Source organism: Brevibacterium aurantiacum, from assembly GCF_900169065.1.
Classification (GTDB): Bacteria; Actinomycetota; Actinomycetes; order Actinomycetales; family Brevibacteriaceae; genus Brevibacterium; species Brevibacterium aurantiacum.
In genome coordinates this window covers 18,106-34,787 of sequence record NZ_FXZB01000027.1, presented here as the reverse complement: position 1 = coordinate 34,787, position 16,682 = coordinate 18,106, and the positions used below count along the sequence as shown (strand labels likewise).

At 59.3% G+C, this 16,682-nt stretch carries 15 protein-coding genes; 9 read left to right on the top strand and 6 right to left on the bottom strand.

Translation table 11 applies throughout. The features are described from left to right. Positions 1-253: 253 nt before the first annotated feature. Positions 254-1,615, top strand: coding sequence for a hypothetical protein (locus BAUR9175_RS16325; RefSeq protein WP_257944360.1), 1,362 nt, complete (start codon positions 254-256; stop codon positions 1,613-1,615). Between the two features lie 2 nt (positions 1,616-1,617). Here BAUR9175_RS16325 and BAUR9175_RS16320 read toward each other — a convergent pair whose 3' ends face one another. From BAUR9175_RS16320 to BAUR9175_RS16300, 6 genes are all read right to left on the bottom strand, one after another. Then, positions 1,618-2,529, bottom strand: a complete 912-nt coding sequence (locus BAUR9175_RS16320) for an LCP family protein (protein ID WP_101584530.1) — start codon at positions 2,527-2,529, stop codon at positions 1,618-1,620. 112 nt (positions 2,530-2,641) lie between these two features. Next, positions 2,642-3,817: a YbfB/YjiJ family MFS transporter gene (locus tag BAUR9175_RS16315; RefSeq protein WP_257944359.1), complete on the bottom strand. Its 1,176-nt coding sequence runs from the start codon at positions 3,815-3,817 to the stop codon at positions 2,642-2,644. Between the two features lie 248 nt (positions 3,818-4,065). Continuing rightward, the gene (locus tag BAUR9175_RS16310; protein WP_101584527.1) at positions 4,066-6,039 is read right to left on the bottom strand and encodes a DUF3732 domain-containing protein; all 1,974 of its coding nucleotides are present in this window, start codon (positions 6,037-6,039) and stop codon (positions 4,066-4,068) included. After that, positions 6,039-6,530, bottom strand: coding sequence for a three component ABC system middle component (locus BAUR9175_RS19970; protein WP_219618140.1), 492 nt, complete (start codon positions 6,528-6,530; stop codon positions 6,039-6,041). The genes BAUR9175_RS16310 and BAUR9175_RS19970 overlap by 1 nt, the downstream gene beginning before the upstream one ends. After that, on the bottom strand, positions 6,527-7,717 hold the full coding sequence (locus tag BAUR9175_RS19215) for an ABC-three component system protein (RefSeq protein ID WP_141322680.1): 1,191 nt from the start codon (positions 7,715-7,717) through the stop codon (positions 6,527-6,529). Before BAUR9175_RS19215 ends, BAUR9175_RS19970 begins: the two co-directional genes overlap by 4 nt. A gap of 608 nt (positions 7,718-8,325) precedes the next feature. Beyond that, positions 8,326-9,705 carry a cation:dicarboxylate symporter family transporter gene (locus BAUR9175_RS16300; RefSeq protein ID WP_101584524.1) on the bottom strand — a complete coding sequence of 460 codons (1,380 nt, stop codon included), beginning with the start codon at positions 9,703-9,705 and terminating at the stop codon, positions 8,326-8,328. Between the two features lie 163 nt (positions 9,706-9,868). On the opposite strand from BAUR9175_RS16300, the gene BAUR9175_RS16295 reads away from it, so the two are divergent. The 8 genes from BAUR9175_RS16295 to BAUR9175_RS16255 all read left to right on the top strand — a co-directional run bounded on the left by BAUR9175_RS16295 (position 9,869) and on the right by BAUR9175_RS16255 (position 16,648). Beyond that, on the top strand, positions 9,869-10,306 hold the full coding sequence (locus tag BAUR9175_RS16295) for a hypothetical protein (protein WP_101584522.1): 438 nt from the start codon (positions 9,869-9,871) through the stop codon (positions 10,304-10,306). A 40-nt stretch (positions 10,307-10,346) separates the two neighbouring features. Further along, positions 10,347-12,047 carry an ATP-binding protein gene (locus BAUR9175_RS16290; protein ID WP_101584520.1) on the top strand — a complete coding sequence of 567 codons (1,701 nt, stop codon included), beginning with the start codon at positions 10,347-10,349 and terminating at the stop codon, positions 12,045-12,047. Then, a complete protein-coding gene (locus BAUR9175_RS16285) occupies positions 12,034-12,735 on the top strand; it encodes a response regulator (protein ID WP_096146897.1) in 702 nt (233 codons plus the stop codon). The genes BAUR9175_RS16290 and BAUR9175_RS16285 overlap by 14 nt, the downstream gene beginning before the upstream one ends. Positions 12,736-12,773: 38 nt before the next feature. After that, complete coding sequence (locus tag BAUR9175_RS16280; RefSeq protein ID WP_240513796.1) at positions 12,774-13,673, top strand: alpha/beta fold hydrolase; 900 nt, start codon at positions 12,774-12,776, stop codon at positions 13,671-13,673. Between the two features lie 163 nt (positions 13,674-13,836). Continuing rightward, positions 13,837-14,922, top strand: a complete 1,086-nt coding sequence (locus BAUR9175_RS16275; protein ID WP_092104163.1) for a helix-turn-helix domain-containing protein — start codon at positions 13,837-13,839, stop codon at positions 14,920-14,922. 11 nt (positions 14,923-14,933) lie between these two features. Further along, positions 14,934-15,530, top strand: a complete 597-nt coding sequence (locus BAUR9175_RS16270) for a hypothetical protein (protein WP_096146896.1) — start codon at positions 14,934-14,936, stop codon at positions 15,528-15,530. 153 nt (positions 15,531-15,683) lie between these two features. Next, positions 15,684-16,391 carry an NADP-dependent oxidoreductase gene (locus BAUR9175_RS16260; RefSeq protein WP_096146895.1) on the top strand — a complete coding sequence of 236 codons (708 nt, stop codon included), beginning with the start codon at positions 15,684-15,686 and terminating at the stop codon, positions 16,389-16,391. Next, positions 16,346-16,648, top strand: a complete 303-nt coding sequence (locus BAUR9175_RS16255; RefSeq protein ID WP_101584518.1) for a zinc-binding dehydrogenase — start codon at positions 16,346-16,348, stop codon at positions 16,646-16,648. The genes BAUR9175_RS16260 and BAUR9175_RS16255 overlap by 46 nt, the downstream gene beginning before the upstream one ends. The last annotated feature ends 34 nt before the right edge of the window (positions 16,649-16,682 follow it).

The window sequence follows — 16,682 nt, the reverse complement described above, 5'->3', positions numbered from 1 at the left end:
GAGGGAACAAAGCAAAGTTATTGCAGTGGACATCAGGCGAAGTATCCAGGGGAGCGTCTTTGCGCTCGCCCTCCTTTTGGCAGGGTGCACAGGATCCGATTCCGATGGACCATCGCCTTCGTCGGAACAGACCGCGGAACCGAATCCTACTCCTACCGAATTCGAGCAGTCATTTGCCGACGCAACCACCGGCGAGGCGTCCGCTATCACTGCGACCGGTGAACGGCTTGGGCCTCGAATCTCCTCAGAGAATGTGGGTATCTCCTTCGAAACAACCGACTTGGCCGATCCTCGGCTGGACCCAGGCTCATCCAACCTCGAGGAGCAACTGAAATCTCTCGGTTCACCTGCGCTCCGTTTCGGAGGCAATGCTCTGGACCGCCGTACATTCTGGACGTCTAAGGGGGAGAAGCCGAAGCAGTCTGAGAAGACCACGATCACTCCCGACGACATCAAGCGACTGAAGAAACTTGTCGATTCCACGGGCTCCACGGTCACCCTCGGAATCCCGTTAGGTATTTACGATCCGGCAAGGGGAGCCGACATGGCCGCACACGCGGTCGACATCCTCGGCGATTCCTTGGTTGGTCTGGCCATTGGAAACGAGCCGAATGGGTACTCGGTGAAGGATGTGCCCAACGGGGCGGTTCGAGGCAAAGGGTGGAACAAAGAGAAGTACGTCAAACAGCTCGAAGCGTATGCGAAAGCGATCCATGCGAAGCGACCTGACGCGCCCATCATCGGTCCTGACGTTTATGACGGCGCGTGGATGGACGCATTTGCCGATTCAGATGTCAAGAACAAGACCGCGCTCTCGCAGCACTGGTACCAGCTCCCAGAGTGCGATTCCGGTCAGGTGCCCGGACGTGGACCTCAAGCAGAGAATCTCATTGATCCCTTGGCGAAGAAGTCAGCGAAGAAGAATATAGGTATCGGCAAGGAAAAGGCCGATGCGGCTGATCTGCCTCTGTGGTTGGAAGAAACCGGACCTACGAGTTGCCCCGGAACGAACGACACCTCATTGACCAACGCTTCTGCTCTGTGGGCAGCCGACTACACGCTCTACGCAGCGCAGCTTGGCGTGGAACGGATGGCGATGCACTCCATGCTGGGCGCGTGCAACGGGGGAGCGCCGATGTCCCTTATCTGCGACCCAGCCGATCACGGACAACAATCCGATACATTCGTTCCCCGCCCTAATATGCTGGGGCTCAGGCTCGTCGTCCCGAGCATCGGGGGAACGTTCACCAAGACCTCGGTGAAAGGCGGCGGCAATACGAGCGCCTACACCGTGTCGAAGGACAAGGGGAAGACGCTCGTGACGACGATCATCAACGCCAACGACGCCGCAGATGTTGGTGGCAATCCGGTTACATTGAAGATGCCGTCAGGATTCTCAGTGGACAAAGCCTCCCAGGTGTATGGGCCATCCAACGATGCGAAGAGCGCGACGAAGGTGATTCCGGCCAATCCTCTGCCGGACTCGATCCCTTACAGTGGCCCGACGAAGACCGGTAGCGCCAGTGCGTCAGCGAGCCCGGGCGCTGACGACAACGAGCTCAACATCGACATCGCAGGCAGCTCGGTGACCGTGTTCATCATGCGCAAGCAATAGGGTCAATACCCCAGTGATACGAGGTATCGGAAGAAGTCAGGCAGGTCCTGGCCGGTCAGTGCGTCCTTGAACGCAGGCATGGCTTCGGCATCGAAGTCGATGATGACGGTGCCATCGTCTGCTCGGCGCGACGTCGTGGGGATGGTTACCACAGCGATGTCTTCTGATTCGAGCTGGCGGAGGCTGTTGGCGATCTTGCCGAGCTCCAGGGTCGTCAGTCCCGCATCGTGGTGAATGCCGCTGGCGAAATGGCCGAGCACAGTCGCACCCTTATTGGGATCCTTAGCCAAGCCGCCAGTCTTGAGGGCCTGGATGAGGGCGCGCAGTGCGGCGCGCTGATTGCGGGTGCGTGTCTGTCCGGCGTCGTCGATCGGATCAGCCGTGGTGAAGATACCCGCAGTATCGGCAGTGAGATGGTTGGTGCCCTCGATGAAGTCGCTACCACCTGCAGAGAATGCAGCGCGGCTGTAGACGGGAAGGCCGCCGAGTTCGGTGATGACCTGGCCCAGCGCCGCTGATTCGAGTTCGGCCACGTGATCGATGCGTGCGCCGAGGATGTCTTCGACCATGGCGACAACGACCTGCAGTCCGCCTTCATCGGCGATGGAAGCGAAGGTCAGTCCTGATTCGATCTGCGCCGAAGGGTTGAGCGTCATCACGGCGGCGAAGTCATTGGTCGCTGGGATATGGATGATGGTGAAGGTGTCACCCTGACTGGTGGTCTCCTGAGCTTGACCGGGATGTGTGATCCGCAGCAGAAGCGTGCGAGCATCGGTGCTGCCCGGGCGGATCTCGTCGGGTGGGTAGATCGCCTCGTCGGGCAGGATGCGGGAGGCATCATCGAACTCGGCTCGGGCGCTGTTGAGGTCTTTGATAGACCCTACTGCCGAGACCATCTTCTTCAGCTTCGCCATCGCGGTGCGTCTCCCTCGGTGTGATCAGTACTTAGCCTGCCGTTTCAATCATAGCGGGGAGGCGGCAACAGATGTCGTTGGGTGGGTACGGGAGGTAAGGGCCACCTCGGCGTCACTTCTCGGTGGTGCCGCTCAGCGCACCGAACAGGGTCAGTCCCATGCCCAGAGCCAGAAGGATCGCGGCCGCGATGAAACTGCCTATGATGGTCTCGCTCAGGGCGAGGGCCACAAGTGCGGGGCCGGCGATCTGGCCGAGGCTGTACCAGGTCATCAGCTTCGCGGCCGCGGCGAAGATGCCCATCTGCGTGCCCGCCCCGATGACCATCATGACCACCCCGATGAAGGTTCCGCCGAAGAGGATTGCGGAGACGAAGAGCAGGATGGGATTGGTGGCGAAGACGGCGAGGACGGCCCCGCCGACCTGCAGCGAATAGCACAGGGCAAGCCCTCGGCGAGTGCCGATGTGGGCAGCGACCTTGGACCAGATCAGAGGTGAGACCGCGGTCGCCGCACCAGCGACGATCCAGGTCGATGCGGCCGCGCTCTCGCCGAAGACAGGCTCGGCCAGAACGACCAGGTAGGTGCCGATGATGATGTAGCCGGCGCCCTGGAAGAAGTGGCCCGCGGTGAGGGAGGTCAAGGCTCGGCGGCGGTTCGGGGTGACAGGGGCATCTGTTGCTTGCGTGTGTGAGGAAGTGGTCTGCGCGGGTTGGCTGTTGTCTTCATTGCGGGCAGGCAGAGGCCAGTTCCAGGCGATGAGAGTGAACACGGCGCTGATGAGAGCGCAGACCAGCCAGAGCCCGCGCCAGTCGAGGACACTGCTGGCGGCCAAAACGATGGCCCCGGAGATGAGGATGCCGGTGCCCACACCGGCATAGACGACACCGGAATCCAGAGGCCGGCGGGCCACGAACGGGATGCGCCCGGTGATAGAGACGAAGATGAGGCCTGAGGCCACGCCCGCGAGAGTGCGCACCACACCCTGCCACGCGAGACTTTCGCTCACCGGCACGGCGAACAGGCACAGGGTGGAGGCGACGAGAGCGACTCGGTAGGTGACGCGGTCGGGATCCACCCAGCCACGGGCAATGACCAGGCACCCGAAGAAATAACCCACATAGTTCGCGGTCGCGATCCAGGCCCCCGGTGCCGAGCTCCAGTGCAGGGCCGCGACCATGAGTGGCAAGGCAGGGGTATAGAAGAACCGTCCCATGCCCATGGCCAGCGCCAGCCCGAGCGTGCCGCGGAAGGCGGTGGGGTTAACTTTGGTGCCAGTACTGGGTCCCACGGTCATGCCTCCTGTTCGCTCGTCCTCGGGAATGATGTCACGAAAACGGGGCGGCCACCTCGGCGGGGGCGGATACGAGACAACGCGGGTGCCGAGACTCCCACGATGGGGGTGGCCTCGCGGCGGAGCACTCAAAAGCTGTTTGGCAAGGAATGTACCAGGTGTGAGGGGCGGCTGGATTCGGTTGATCTCTGTAGCCCATGAGCCACAGGCGGATACTGTCGACGAAGGCGTATTGAAAACTGCAGCTAGTTCGTCTCATTGACGATCATGCGTGCTTCTGAAGAGAGCCAGTCAGCTGGGATGAGCGTCTTGCCGTTTCGCCAGTTATAAACTACAGATCGTTTAAACCAGTCGTCATCGTAGTCGGCATGATCGATGACAATGACCTGTATTTGTCCCTTGAGCTCTTCAACGTACTGGACAAACAGTTTGAACATATTACGAACGGATTCGCGATCTGGATCCAAAAATTCATCGTCCGTGCTGCGTGGCCGGTCGGATTGGAAGTGTGCTTTGCTAGGTTGATCCAACATGAGGAACCTAGGCACGGGACGATGTTGCATCAAGAAAAACTCGTGTAGAGCCAGATGGGCAGCGACGTGATACCCGACCCAGTTCTCCCCGCTTCCAATATTGGGCAGTGGAAGAGGTCCATCCTCAGTGTCTACAACGATCGTAAGTTGATTTATGTCGAGGCGTATCGGCGATCCAGCCTGCTCGAGGTTAAGCCTCTTGCTGTATTTGCCCAGTATCGTGCTCAGCGCATTCAGACGAGAAGTCAATTGCTCTCGGGCTTCACCACCGTCAAGTTCTGCTTCAAGAGCTTCTACGAGGGCCTTCGCTTGGTCTCGAGCAACTCGTAGTTTTGCGATCGCATCGACGTCTCGGCTCTGCAGTCTGCTTAGAGTGGCATCGATTCGCCCGCGAACGAACTGCTGTGACTCCCTGAGGGCGCTCGGGTTCATATTGAGATCAGACACGACAAGCCCAGACATGACCGTGTCAACGGCGCTTAGTTCTCGCCGGACCCGTTCGATCTCCTCGCCCACTTCGCGCAATGCATGCTGCCGCTTAGGTCGTCTAGATTCTACTGCCTCAAGTTCATCACGCAATGTATGGAGACTGGAGTTGAGGGCATCGACTGTCGCATCTGAATACGGCATCTGTTGTTCGCATACTGGGCAAACACCTGCGTCCTGTGCTCTCTGCGGAGTAATGTCAAGCACACTTAAGCGGTCGATTTGGAGCGAAAGCGAACCGTGGTAATCTCCTTCCCCTTCTCGGACATCAAGCAACAGGTCTCGATTGCTCAAATGGCGATTCAATTCTTGTGCGAGCTCAAGGCGCTTCGCCTCATTTCGCCGGCGCTCATCTTGGGCAGAGAGGTCAGCACTTGCGGCCAACGACTCTGAGGAGCGTGTAAACCGCACAGAGTTGAGCACGTCTACTAGGTCTTCGCCAGAATCTTCGACGCTGGAATTGATCAACCCGACGGAGCGTGCTTCGCTGTGGAGCTCACGGAGTTCTTGGTGCTGGTTCTCCAACTCTTCTTCGGCGGTAGTGAGAGCGTTCTCCGTGCGCCTAAGTGCTTGACGGGCTTCTCTTAGGCGCGCTCGGTTTGCAGCTTGCTCACCGTCTACTGCGCCAAGAAAGAACGGGAGCGAATCCTTAAGGCCTTGTGCGATACCTGGATCTTCCTGGCGGTGGAACAACGCCACTTTGTTGTCGATTTCATGTTGTTCCTGAAGAGTAAAGGGGACGGCGGTTCCGAGTCCTACAGTTACCGGGCCTCGGGTGGAATGCTCTCTGGAATCCAATTGCACGCCTTCAAGACCCATATGAGCTCCGAGTTGTGTACGCAAGGCATGAGTATCGATGTTGAGCCGAAGTTGGTCCATCGGTGGCGCTGTAAATTCGGCATTTCCGAATTCCAACATCGCGCGTTGATTCGAAACTCCCGGAGGATGTGGCTGTCTGGCTATAAATGCGCGGTTGCCTCCCGGAAGGCGAAATACAACTGCAAACCAAGCAATAGTCTTGAACCATTGTGTTTGAGGAATGGAAGATTTTTTGCGACCTAGGCAATAGTCGACGATATTCAGCAGCGAACTCTTGCCGGTCTTTGAATCGCCAGTGATGATATTTAGCGAATCGAGACGAAAATTGACATCCCGTTGGCGGCCATCGCGGTGGTATATAGAGATGCTGACGATCTGCATTAGGGAGACACTCCAAACTGCGTAAAGATGTTTACGGAGGACCCGGATTTTGAGAGGATTCCTCCAAAAGTGGCTGCTGAAGAGAGGATGCCACGAAGCTCCGTCTCTTCATGGAGCTTGACCCCTGACCGCATTGACGCTCGGAGCGTTCCACCGTCGTTGAGAGTGATCTGTCCGCTACGCAACCCATACCTGATGCCTTCGCGAACGTGGGGAACAAACTTTCTAGATCGGTTGGGAAACCCAGCCAGGACATTTTGATTATTGTTGATCCAAACAGGAAGATGAGTTGCTGAAGTTTGAGGGAGCGCCTGCCGCGTTAGTTGGTGGAATACGAGGGGCACCACCAGGAAGGAATACTCCCAGGGCATAAGTTGCTTACTCGTAGTTCGAAAGCGATGACTCGCCCACTGTATTGAAGCAGCAATGAGCGCAGGGTTGAGGATTGTATTCGACAAGGCTGGTCGATGTTTTTCTGGTGAGGATGTCATGCTGGAATCCCCAAAATTTCTCGAACACGCTCTTGGAAATCGGGGTGCCAGCCAATCACTCCTCGATCTGCGATGAGGTGTCTTGTCCCGCCAACTAGGAAGCGCTCAGCGAAACCCGGCTGTACGACCACGTCGTTCATCTCGTAGAGCTTCTCGAAGAGAGTCCGACCAGCTTCAACCCTTGCAAGCTCATCGGTAGCACCGGAACGCTCAAGCCGGTCGCAGGCATTCTCAAACTGGATTTCCCATTCTTCGACAAGCCGGCTTTCAAAAATATTGAGATCTTCTGCGACGAGGTCCCCGTCCTGCAGCCACTTGCTCGTTTGCGCATATGCTCGGTGGTAATCGATGAAGGCTCGCTGCATGTTTCGGCCGCGAATGTCAATCCACTCAAGTTGCTGTGCGAACGGCTTTCCTGAATGTTCGTCCTCGAGTTCTTCGGCTGTGATCTCGGCTAAAGTATCGTCGATCGGGAGGGACCCTTCGGTGTAGCTGTCGCGGAGAATGTGTAACTTGGCCCGCAGACGTTCGGCAGAGATTGTTGCGACACCCTCAGCATTGAGGACGTTGAGACATTGTTCGTTCCACCATCCCCATAGCTTCTCAGTGAAATGATCCATGTGCTCGTCACGTACTGTCTGCGAGAGCTCCTGCCTTAGAAGCTGATCAATCTCGTCGACTTTTGGGTTGTTGTCGACAACATGGAACCGAGAAGCGAGTGCCAATCGGACCGAAGTTGGCGCATTAAGCCAAGCCTCCCGTCCTGCCTTTGTTGCGTCTGCTGTGTACCTTTTGGCAGCTTCCGTAAGAAGTTTGCACGCGCGCTTCGGATCTCGTTGCTCAATTTTTAAACAGGCCAGAGCAGAGTCTTTGGGGGCTTCCGATGTGGTAACCAGGTAGAGCAACGGGCCGTTATCTATACGTAGGGCAGGTGTTTCAAGCCATACGCGCAGTGTCTTCCAAAGATCTGGACTGGAGTCGGTGATCGGTGATGACTTGCAGTGGTGCTTGAGCTGTGTTGCTGCGTGCACTTGGCCATCTGTACCTAGTTGGGCGATGTCATCGTAGTCCTCAATTGACAGACTTTTAGTTGCATCAGTTCGCATCGCGCGTAGAAGGTCTAGGAGACCCCACCGGAATTGGTAGATGAATCCAAGTGCAGATGCGGTCGCATTGAACTGACTCAAAGCCTCGCCACCTTAGGGATTGTGTGCAACTACGTCCGTCTAGATCCTACTGTTTCTAGACTATAGCTCTCGACGTTCCGTACCCCAACCGATCGGAACTCGCACATGCGATTCTTCCGGTGGCCGGCTGGTGCGGCTAGTAAAATCCCTGCGTTCGTTGGTTTGGCGTGCGCGTGGAGATCAGCGTCGGACCTTTTTGACCGCCAGGCAATTGGGTTCTTGCTCTAGCTCGGTATAGTGCCGAAAATCGCGCAGGACGGCCCACGGAGTCGCCGAAGCTGGATTGCCCGACCAGCGATATACCGGAGCTACCCCTAGCCAGATTTCGATTCCGAGTGAAACACCGTTAGTCGCGCTGACGATGCCGCGATTCAACCTGTAGTATCACGAGTCAAACTCTGGCACGTAGCGAACGGCCGAAATAGTGAAGTGGCGATCGCTAGCTATCAAATTGGGGAGTGGGTAATTCCTGGCGGCTCCCTACCCAGGACTCATTGGAAAGGGCGGCCACCTCGGCGGGGGCGGATACGAGACAACGCGGGTGCCGAGACTCCCACGATGGGGGAGTACCGGCACCCGCGTTTGGGATGGCCTCGCCGAGGTGAGGGTCAGGCGGTGACGCCGACGCGTTTCTTTTCGTCAGGTTCGTCGCTCTCATCCCAGGCTCCGGGAGCCGGGGCGCCGTGGGCATCCGGTTCGAGCGAGAGCTCATCGAACGGGCTGGAGCCGTTCAAGGCCGCGCGTGCTTGGTCCATGTCGATCTCGTGGGTCCACTTGCCGATGAGCAGGGTGGCTACGGCGTTGCCGGTGAAGTTTGTCAGGGCACGGCACTCGGACATGAACTTGTCGATGCCGACGATGACGCCCATGCCATCAAGCAGCTCGGGACGGTGTGACTGCAGGCCTGCGGCCAGGGTTGCCAAGCCCGCACCGGAGACTCCGGCGGCACCCTTCGAGGCGATGATCATGAACACCAGCAGCGAGATCTGCTCGCCCAGGCTCATCGGCATGCCCATCGCGGTGGAGACGAACAGGGAGGCCATGGTCAGGTAGATGGCGGTGCCGTCGAGGTTGAACGAATACCCGGTGGGCACGGTGATGCCCACGACTGGCTTCGAGACACCGGCATGCTCCATCTTCGCGATCAGACGCGGCAGCGCCGACTCCGAGGATGAGGTGGAGAAGATGAGCAGGAACTCCCTAGCCAGGTACTTCAGCAGCAGGAAGATGTTGAGGCCGGTGACGATCTTGAGGATGGAGCCTAAGACGATGACGATGAACAGGGCGCAGGTGAGGTAGAAGGCACCCATGAGGGTCGCCATGGCACCGATCGCGGCCCACCCGGTCTTGCCGACGACTGCGGCGATGGCACCGAAGGCACCGACGGGGGCGGCCCACATGATCATCATCATGAGCTTGAAGACGACGGCCTGGATGTGGCGGATTCCGGTCAGCACTGGCTCGCCGGCCTTGCCCATGGACTGCAGGGCAAATCCGACGAGGAGGGCGAGGACCAGGGTCGGCAGGACCGCGATGTCACCGGGGATGAGGCTCATGAGGAAGTCAACGGTGCCGTTGGATTCGCCGCCGGCAGCCGCCTCGTAGGGTTCGAGCTTGAGACCCTCACCGGGGTGGATGAGGTTGCCGACGACGAGGCCGATGACCAGGGCGAAGGTGGCCATGATGAGGAAGTAGATCAACGCGATGCCGCCGACCTTGCCGACGGTGGCCGCCTTGGCCACGGAGCCGACGCCCAGGACGATGGTGCAGAAGATGATTGGGGCGATGATCATCTTGATAAGTGCGATGAAGGCCTTGCCCAGCGGTTCGAGTGCCTTACCGGCCTCGGGGGCGATGAGTCCGATGGCGGCACCGGCGAACACGGCGATGATGACCATGATGTAGAGCCAGTGCGTACGGTCCTTCTTGCGCTGCGGCGGGGTGGGACCCGCCTCGGCGACGGTGTTGTCTGATGGCAACGTTGCCATGTCTCCTCCTTGAGTGGTGGTGCTCGCGACATCGGGCCGCGAAGAATTTCTCGTTTAGCTTTCCAGGGACTGTGACGGCTGTCTCGGTTGCGTTCATAGTGTTCATGGCCGCGATCACATCGTCGGCTAGTCTGGGGCTGTACGACATCACGAATCGAAGGGAATGCTCATGAGACTCGATACAGCACTTCTGCGCGCCGTTCCCGGTGCGTTCATCCTCAACTCCGGCATCGGCAAACTCGGCCTCGATGAGGAATCCGCCGCCGGCCTGCAGCAGATGGCTGCCAATGGTGTCCCGTTCGTTGAAGAGATGACGCCGGCCCAGTTCGGGAAGTTCCTGTCCTACGGTGAGGTCGCCGTCGGTGCCGCACTGCTGCTGCCCTTCGTGCCCACCCGCATCGCCGGAGCCGCGCTGACGACGTTCTCCGCCGGGCTAGTTGCGAACTACTTCTCCATCGACTCCATGACCCAGGACGACGGCATCCGCCCCTCCGAGTCCGGCACTGCCGTGGCCAAGGACACCTGGCTGGCCGCGATCGGGCTGGCCCTGATGTTCACGACCGGAGACAAGAAAAAGAAGAACAAGAAGAACAAGAAGTAGTCGACGGCGGCATCGTCATCGACGAAGGGGCAGTTGGGCAGTGAAGGCATCCGGGACGCTCGGCCGTACCCGGCACCGGCGGCGCAGCGGCACGTTGGCGCGCAGGCTCTTCTTCATGCAGCTGGCGCTCATCGCCGTCGTCTGCGTCGCACTGTCCATCACCAGCTACGTCTCGACGCTGGGCTCTGCCCGGCAGGCGACCTCGGAGCGGGTGCTCTCCATCGCCGAGACCCTCGCCCATGACCCCTTCGTCATCGAATCCGTCGAGGACTCGGGAGATTCTGCCGCCTCGGCAAAGCTGCAGCCCTATGCGCTGACCGTCATCGACACCGCCGAGGTCGACTTCGTGACGATCATGGACCGCGACCGCACCCGCTACACCCACCCGGACCCTAAGCAGCTGGGCAAGCACTATATCGGCAGCATCGATCAGGCGCTGTCCGGTGAGAGCCAGGTCGAGGAGTACGAGGGCACGCTGGGGGAGTCGGTGCGCGCGATCGTGCCCGTCACCGACTCATCCGGCGAGGTCACAGCCATGGTCGCGGTCGGGGTGACGCTGAAGACCCTGTCGGTGGCCCGGGCTGCCGCACTGCCGCAGATCATCATCGTCGGACTTGCCGCGATCGGCCTCGGTGGGTTGGGCTCCTGGATACTCAGCCGCTATCTGCGCCGAGTCACCCTCGGCTACGGACCCGAGCAGCTCAAATCCCTGTTCGCGTTCTACGACTCCGCGCTGCATTCGCTGCGCGAGGGCCTCATCCTCGTCGACGATGATGGGCAGCTGGTCCTCTACAACGATGAGGCTGCTGAGCTGCTGGGTCTGCCCGATCCCGATGACCGCACCCCCATTCCCCTCGCCGAGGTGGCCCTGCCTCAGTCCGTGTCATCGTTGTTGTCGTCGGGTCGGGATGCCGTCGATGAGATCCACCTGACCCGTGACCGGGTGCTCGTGGTCAACCAGAAGCAGGCGAGCCAACCGGAGCGCGGAGGATTCAGGTCGGGAAGTGTTTCCAGTTCCGGAGGTGGCTCCGGCTCCGACTTCGGTGGGACCGTGGCGACCCTGCGCGATCGCACGGACATTCAGGAGCTCACCGGCGAACTCGAGACGATGCGGACCCTGTCCGATGCGCTGCGGGCCCAGACCCATGAGCATTCGAACCGCCTGCACACGGTGGCCACGCTCATCGAGCTGGGGCGCTCCCGTGAAGCCCTCGACTTCGCGGTCCGCGATCAGCAGGAGTCGCAGAGGCTCACCGATTCGTTCGTCGATGCCCTCGATGAACCTTTCGTCACGGCCCTGATGATCGGCAAGGCTGCTCAGGCCCACGAGCGCGGAGTCGAGCTCACTGTCACCGCTGCGGGGGAGCTGCCGCCCCATAGCCTCGACGCCCGTGACCTGGTCACCGTCGCCGGCAACCTCCTCGACAATGCCATCGATGCCGCGGCGCCCTCGGAGGAACGGCATGTGTGGGCGGACTTCGTCGCCGCCGAAGGGGAGCTGATCATCACGATTGCGGACTCCGGGCCGGGAATCGACACGGAGGAGTTCGACGCCATCTTCCACCTCGGCGCTTCTCGGAAGGCTACTCCGGCTGGATCCGGCGGCCGAGGTTTCGGGTTGGTGCTGGTGAGCCAGGCTGTGACGAGACTCGGCGGAGATCTCGAGGTCGAATCCGACGGGGGAGCGATCTTCACGGTGACATTGCCGCTGACTGAAGGAGGTAACGATGGCGAACAATGATGACCTGCGGGTGCTCATCGTCGAAGACGACCCGATGACCGCCGAGGCTCACGCGGACTTCGCGCGCCGCGTGCCCGGATTCGTCGTCGCCGGCACCTGCCTGTCCGGCCACGATGCGCTCGAGAAATTCGAGGCTTTGGCGGTTGCCGGTGCTCCGGTCGACATCGTGCTGCTGGACATGAACCTCACCGATTCGCACGGAATCGACGTGGCCCAACGAATGAACGCCAAAGGGTACGGTGCCGACATCATCGCGATTACAGCGGTGCGCCACCTGCAGGTTATTCGGTCCGCGATCTCGAGCGGGGTGACGCAGTACCTGATCAAGCCGTTCACCTTCACCATCTTCCGCGAGAAGCTGGAGAACCAGCGGGACTTCCGCCTCAACCTTGACGGTGCCGGATCCTTGGCCACACAGGCTTCGGTGGACAACGCGCTCAGCGCCCTGCGGTCCGTGTCCTCAGGTAGGTTGCCCAAGGGGTTGATCGAGGAGACTCTGACGGCGATCTCCGGTGTTGTGCGGGATGCTGACTCTGCTGTGTCGGCCACCGAGGTGGCAACGACCTTGGACCTCTCTCGGGTGACGGTGCGCCGGTATCTGGAGCATCTGGTGAAGACGAAGCAGGCGGTCAAGCAGCCACGGCACGGGACGCCGGGCCGGCCTGAGTACGAGTATCGGTGGGTGTGATGGTTATGGCCAGCAACGATCCGTTCGACAATGCTTCTGTGGCAGCACGACTGGCAGAGCTGCCCTTCGTTGCGAATGCGCAGGCGCTGACGGTGAGCACCTCGGGCGGGGAGTTCGCCGGTTTCCAGGCGACACCGGCTCGTTCAGATCCGCGGCTGGGAGATGCGCTGCTGCTGCACGGGTGGCCCGAATACGCCTCCTGCTGGGAGAAGACAGCCGCGCTGCTCTTGGAGCAAGGGATGAGCGTGTTCGCCTATGACCAGCGAGGATATTCGCCGGGAGCGCGCCCGGAATCTGTTGACGAGTACACGATGCCCCATCTGGTCGCGGATCTCGACGAGATCTCACGCTCGGTGGGACTGGGCCGCTTCCACCTCATCGGCCATGACTGGGGTGGGATGGTCGCGTGGCATTACGCTGCGAACCATCCAGAGCGTCTGCTGACGAACACCGTCGTCTCGACTCCACATCCGATTGCCCATGCCAAGCAGGTGCAGGCGGATCCGGATCAATACGAGCGCATGGAATACATGCGCGCGGTCCAGGACCATCCGGACGGAGTTGCCCGCACTCTGCTGCGCAATGACGGAGAACGACTCATCGATCTCTACGCTGGTGACGTACCTGATGACATGGCGGCCTCCTACGTAGCGCGCTTGAGCGAGCCTGGAGCAATGGACGCGGTGCTGAAGTACTATCAGGCGGCGGACGGCCGAGCTCGATTGTCGAGCACTCCAGTCACCGTGCCGACAACCTTCGTGTGGGGCAGCGAGGACATCGCCTTCCCTCGTGCCACTGCGGAGCGTAGTGCTGAGTATGTGGAGGGCCCATACCGATTTGTCCCCCTCGAAGGCTCATCCCATTGGCTCCCAGAGTCTAGCCCGGAGGAGATTGCGCGGACCGTTCTTGAGTGGGTTCGGGAACACGTCGGGGAGTAGCTGTTTGCTGGGGCGGCCGTTCAAGCGGCAGGCAATCCAGGTGCTTGGTGGTAAGAGCGCAGTAGTTACGTCGCCAACCAGGATTGTGCCTACGCGAGTGGCGACTATGTGAAGTCCGGAAATGAAATTGGGAATTTCCCAATTTCCGGTCTAGAATTGGACTATGAGTTCTATAGGAGACAGAGTCATTGCAGTCATGCGGAAACGTGGCATGGCTCAAAAGACGCTGGCCGAACATACTCAGATGACACCCGACGCGATGTCGCGAGCGCTTCGTGGGCAGAGAGGTTTTGCCGCAGTCGAGCTTGCAGACATTGCGCGGGCTCTCGATGAAGATGTGTATTACCTGATCACGGGCGAGCTCGATCCGGCTCGGCTTAACTTTGCTGCTCGGCATAGATTCGACCATGAGACAAAAACACGCTCAGTCGACGGTCTTGAAGAAGACAGAGACGTCCTGATTAAGATTCAGACTGCCTTCAACCTGGCCGGGGAGCTTAGCGCAACTTCGAAATTGCCTGCGGATCCAGCGAAGTTCCGGGAGATTCTTGGTCCAGGATTCGTCGAACGATTTGCAGATAAGCTCGAAGTGCTCGGCGTGGATGTTGTCGTTCTATCGGAGCTGACTACTGCCTACTCTTTCACCGTCACAGGCCGAAAGGTCATTGCCGTCAATGGTTCAGGCAATTGGTTCAATGAGAATTGGTCGATCGCCCACGAGCTTGCACATCATGCTCTTGGTCATGAAGACGTTCGCCCTTGTAGCGATAAAGTCGATGTGTTTGAAGCGAAGGCTAATAACTTTGCCGCTCAATTGCTCCTCCCAGAAGAGTCAATGCGCGCATTCGATTGGCAGTCGACACTGTGCAACGACTTAGCTGACTTTCTATGGGAGTCGGGAGTGTCAACGGGGACGGTGAAAGCTCGGTTGAACAAGCTTGGCATCGTTCCATCGCATGAGATTTCGGCAGCGCTCGAACTCAAGACTCAGGGCGTCCTGCGGAAATACTGGAGCAAGAGTCGACACGTACAGGGCCCGGACAAAATCACTGACCGAATGGCTCGCGCGAGTGCGCGCTGCTTTCCCACATGGTTGCGATCTGCTCACCTGCAGCGGATCGAATCCGGCAAGCTGAACAAGAGCTATCTTGCTTGGATGCTTGGTACTGATGAGGCGGAACTCGAGGTTCCCGACCCAGCTCCTATGACTCCCATTGAGGGCGATGAGTTGCTATCGCTTCTTAGATAAGGCTGCTGGATGTGGATTCAAAACCCCTGTTCTTCTTCCATGACACCAACGTCCTCATCAACTTTAGTCTTTGCGATGAGATGGACTGTCTGAAGGAAATCCTGCAGGGTAGAGGCACCTGGACAGCAACTGTCCAGCGTGAGTGCGATGGTCGTGGACCGTCGAATTATGGGATATCGGGCCTTGGCTACGCGGCTGAGCTTGTGCTCGGCGAACCGGTCTTTCCCAGCGACGACGAGCATGTTCAAATTCGCCGACTGCGGTGGGAGATGGCATTTGCAGAGGCGCTCGACGTAGATCTCGCTGAACAGAATATGAAGAATGGCGACGACAAGCACTTAGGCGAGGCTGAAACAATCACCATTATCCAGCGTCGCATGCTCAAGGCGATATTTGTAACAGATGACTTCAGGGCCAGACCGTTTGCGGAGGGAATCAAGTGTATTGACACTTGGTCATTGGTGAGTGTCGGTCTGAGGCTCGAAATTTTGAATGAGGAGCGGGTTCGTGCGATGCGTGAGCGGCTCATGAGTTTCAATAGGATCTCCCGTAATCACCGCAGAGAGATCTTCGACGCGGTGAAATTTGAAGAATGGATTGCGGGATAGATCTACGGCCCGTAGCTCTTCAATGGGAAGATGATTCACAAGACATAAATACCAGGCGCCGTCCCTTGGGCTCGCCGGAAATGGCAAGTGAGTTGAGACTGGTCATGGACGCCGACCGATGCGGCCGCCTCGGCGACGTTGAACGGTGGAGAGATGAGCAAGATGCGTGCGGTAGTCCAGAACGAATTCGGCGGGCCTGAAGTCCTCACCCTGATCCACGACGCACCGATCTCTGAACCCATTCCCACCGAGGTTCAGGTGCGCGTCAGCCATGTGGGAGTCAACCCGGTCGACGGAAAGACTCGTGGCGGAGCATCCGTGGCAAAGCTCATGGGCGCTTTCCCCATCACCGTCGGATGGGATATTGCCGGTGAGGTCTCCGCCCTGGGCAATGGGGTGAATCGCTTCGCACTAGGTGATCGCGTCTTCGGGATGCCCCGTTTTCCCTACCCGGCCAACGGGTATGCCGAATTTGTGACCTCACCGTCTCGCCACCTCGTGCGCATTCCCGATTCTCTGGATTTCGCGACTGCTGCGTCGATCCCTCTGCCTGCCACGACGGCGTACCAGATCGTGCACGAAGCCGCGGATGTGCGCAGCGGGCAGACCGTGCTCGTCCTCGGCAGTGGTGGCACCGTGGGTACCTATGTCGTGCAGATGGCGAAGAAGCTGGGCGCGACTGTCATCGGTCACGCAACGGGAGAGAAGCTGAAACATCTCGAGTCTCTCGGTGTGGACCGGGCGATCGACTATGCGAGTGAGGAATTCGACGACCCCAACCTCGGTGCCGGAGGAATCAGTGATGTCGAGTCGTCATCGACCTCATCGGTGGGGAGTTCGCAGTTCGCGCAGTTTCACTGACCAAGCAGGACGGGATCGTCGTGGGAGTGCCCTCGGGACAGCAGCAGGGCCTCGACGAGGCGGCCACGCAGGCAGGTGTTCGCTGGACGAACGTCATCGTCGAACCGGATCATGTTGCGCTCGAATACGTCGCTGAGCTCATCGAGAACGGGGAGCTTCATGTGCCTGCTCCGGCCACAGCCCCGCTCGAGGACGTTGTGGAGGTCCATCGGCAGATGGACGAGGGTCACCTGCCGAAGACAGTGCTGACGATGTGACCGATTGCCGGTCGCTCCTCCACGATTGACTTGC